The following is a 2,734-nucleotide window of genomic DNA, read 5'->3' on the forward strand; positions in this document are numbered from 1 at the left end:
TACGGGCGGGACTCCGGCAGCCCCGCCCGTTTCCCGTGGCCGGAGTCCCGCCCGTACTCCCACAGCCGCGGGTCGGACGACCTCGATGCTGTCCAGCTCGGCGTAGAAGCCCCCTTCGACAGCCGGATGGTGCTCCAAGGCCGCGGTCCCACCGTTGCCGAGGGAGCCGTTGCCGAAGCGTACGGAGAGGGTGTGGTCCCCGGCCGCGGCGGCGAAGAAGGTGAACTCCACGGAGCTGTCCGGGTCGTCGCTGTGTCCGACGGCCCGGCCGCCCAGGGCGCCGACCGCGTCCCGGATCACGGCGTTTGTCGACCCGGGCGTCCTCGGCCTGGTAGAGCGCCTTGCTGCCGCCGTCACCGTAGAAGCCGGCCGAGTACAACCGCACGTACCGGCCGTCGCGCCGGACGAGGGTGGGCGCCTCGACCAGTCCGCCTTCCCAGTCGCGGTCCTGCCGGATCAGCCGTACGGCGTCTCCGGTGGTGCGGGTACCGTCCTGGCTCACCGGCTGGAGGCGCAGCCAGGTGTTCGTGCCGCAGCAGTTGCTGTCGTTCTTCCAGAGGATTGCCTGCCCGTGGCCCAACTAACTGGGGCCGGTAGGAGGGGTGAAGACGAGCGGTAGCAGAGTTCGCAAGTAGGTCCTCACGGAAGAATGCCTCTCGTGCCCGGGCCTTGACCGCCCGCCCACCGGGCCGAGAAGGCCGCCGCCGGTCAGCTGGCTCGGGACGCACTAGAGGGCCGGGGGCACTGGGTGGCGGTGAAGACAGTTGGGGCCCAAGCCAGGGCCTTGGCATCGGTCCCCTGGCGCAGGTCGGGTGTGGGGCGTGAGCGTGCTTCAGTAGCAGTGTTCCCAAGGTTTGATTCACCGGAACAACCGGACCCGTTTCTCGGCCGCGGTCGCGGGCTGCCCCATGCGCCAGGCATCGACGCTTCGCCCATGAGTTACGGCCTTGCCGCACGGAAGACGGCTGCTCAGAGGAGCTGACGCACTGCTCGGACACCCGTTTCTTGCTGGGTTTGGCCTTGCCTGTTGTCCACGGCTGAGATGTGTTTCGTTCTGAGGGGAAGTCAGCGGGCGGGAGCGAGGTCGGCCTCGACTGGGATTTCGGGCATGTTGGTGTTGGTCACTACGGCAAGTTCGTGGTGACGGTGGTGGGTTTTCCATTGGCCGCCGATCAGCGGCACGTGAGCGACGTTGGCGGTGGGCCCGCTGGTCCAGTCCAGGAGGCCGGCGATGGTGGGAAGACGGGTACGGCCGACCGCGTCGGCCACCGAGCGGGGGACAGTGGGGTCGTCGGCGGTCGTCAGGGCGTGGGCTGCCACCTCCAGCAGGGCGTGGGCGAGGCCGAGTGGTTGGATCCAGAGGTTACCGGTGCGCTGCTGGTAGGCATGGGCCAGTTGTTCGGCGGTGCTGCCGTCCAGGGATGACCGGAAGGGGTGCCGGGGTGACCAGTACATCAAGGTGGCCACGCGGGCTTCGTCCAGCTCGGCGGCTGCCGTGCCGCGCGGGTAGGCCAGCCAGCGTGAGCAGGTGATCAGCCGGGGGCGTTGCCCGCGCTCGCCGGCCTGACGGTAGAACAGTGCCAGATCCTCGGCGGTGGACGCGCTGGTGACGATCTCGGCGTTGTGGTCCCGGAAGTGGCCGAGGTGCGCTGTGAAGTCTTGTGCCGGTTCGCGATAGCCGCCCGGCTCGGTCAAGTGGTGGCCGCGGGCGGACGCCACGGGTGCGAAGCCATGTGTGGGATGACGCAGCAATTGGCCTTGCAGGTCGTCGTTCCATAGGCAGCCGACGTGGTGCCGGGGGCCGAGGCGCTCCCACATCTCGGCGAAGACGGCTGCGATGTCGTCCAGGCCCCAGGCGAAGTGGTAGGTGAAGCGGCCCGGGCCGGTGCCTCGCGTGTGCACGTATGCCTGCCAGGGGAAGGTGGTGGATACGCATGCCACCCCGGCCTTTTCGCAGGCGTCGGCCACGGCGGGTAGCACCTTGGTGCCTGCCATGGTCACAATGATCTGTGCTTGCTCGTGGCGCACCAGCTCGGTCACGGCCTGCCGGGCGTGTGCGGGATCGGACCGGCTGTCGCGCCAGGCGAGTGTCACGGGGTGGCGGCGGTTACCGCGTGTCAGGTGGGACAGGCGCGGTGCCAGGTGCGTCAGGATGAAGGAGAGTGGATCGCCGAGTTTGGACAGCCGTCCGGTGCGGGGCACGACGGCGCCGATGCACAGTCTCTTCGCAGCGGTTTCCGTGGTCGCCATCCCGTCCCTCGCTGTTGTGCGGAAGCCTCCTTGGCCGTGTCGGCCACCCGTGATCTTCCGCGTCGGTGGCCGCGGCCCGGATGCCGACACGCTTGCCGTCTGAGTGAATGCGCCTGTGCTTGGCATGTGGGGGTGCGCCGTGTGGTTGCCTCGGCAGGAGCGCTATGGCGCGGTGTGCATGCGGCACCGGATCAGGGCCTTCGGGGAGTGCTGCTGCTCCGTCTCGTTCCCGGCATTCCGTTTCAGGCGATCAACTTTGCCTCATCCTTCTCCGGAGCACGCCTGTGGCCGTTCACGGCCGCGACGGCCCTCGGCGTGCTGCCCGGCACCGCCGTATATGTGACCGCCGGAGCCTCGGCCACTTCACCCGCCTCCCCCGCTTTGTGATCTCGACCGCCGTCATGGCGGTCCTGGTCAGCAAGGGCAGTACGGCCCGATTGAGCGCCGCGGGAGTGATCTCCCGCCCGCCCCTGCCGTCCGAGTC

Annotated in this window: 2 protein-coding genes and 1 pseudogene; 1 reads left to right on the forward strand and 2 read right to left on the reverse strand. The window is 68.9% G+C overall.

The features are described from left to right. Window positions 1-300 (reverse strand): annotated as a pseudogene (locus tag CCS38_RS20490) (hypothetical protein); the annotation flags it as partial. Window positions 301-1,065: 765 nt separating this feature from the next. After that, a complete protein-coding gene (locus tag CCS38_RS20495; RefSeq protein WP_223734762.1) occupies window positions 1,066-2,250 on the reverse strand; it encodes an ABC transporter substrate-binding protein in 1,185 nt (394 codons plus the stop codon). Between the two features lie 174 nt (window positions 2,251-2,424). On the opposite strand from CCS38_RS20495, the gene CCS38_RS35585 reads away from it, so the two are divergent. Beyond that, complete coding sequence (locus CCS38_RS35585) at window positions 2,425-2,637, forward strand: VTT domain-containing protein (protein ID WP_223734763.1); 213 nt, start codon at window positions 2,425-2,427, stop codon at window positions 2,635-2,637. The last annotated feature ends 97 nt before the right edge of the window (window positions 2,638-2,734 follow it).

Source organism: Streptomyces purpurogeneiscleroticus, from assembly GCF_020024005.1.
Lineage (GTDB): Bacteria > Actinomycetota > Actinomycetes > Streptomycetales > Streptomycetaceae > Streptomyces > Streptomyces purpurogeneiscleroticus.

Coding starts and splice junctions, on each gene's coding strand:
- CCS38_RS20495 (WP_223734762.1), bottom strand. CDS start 2,250: ATGGCGACCACGGAAACCGCTGCGAAGAGACTGTGCATCGGCGCCGTC.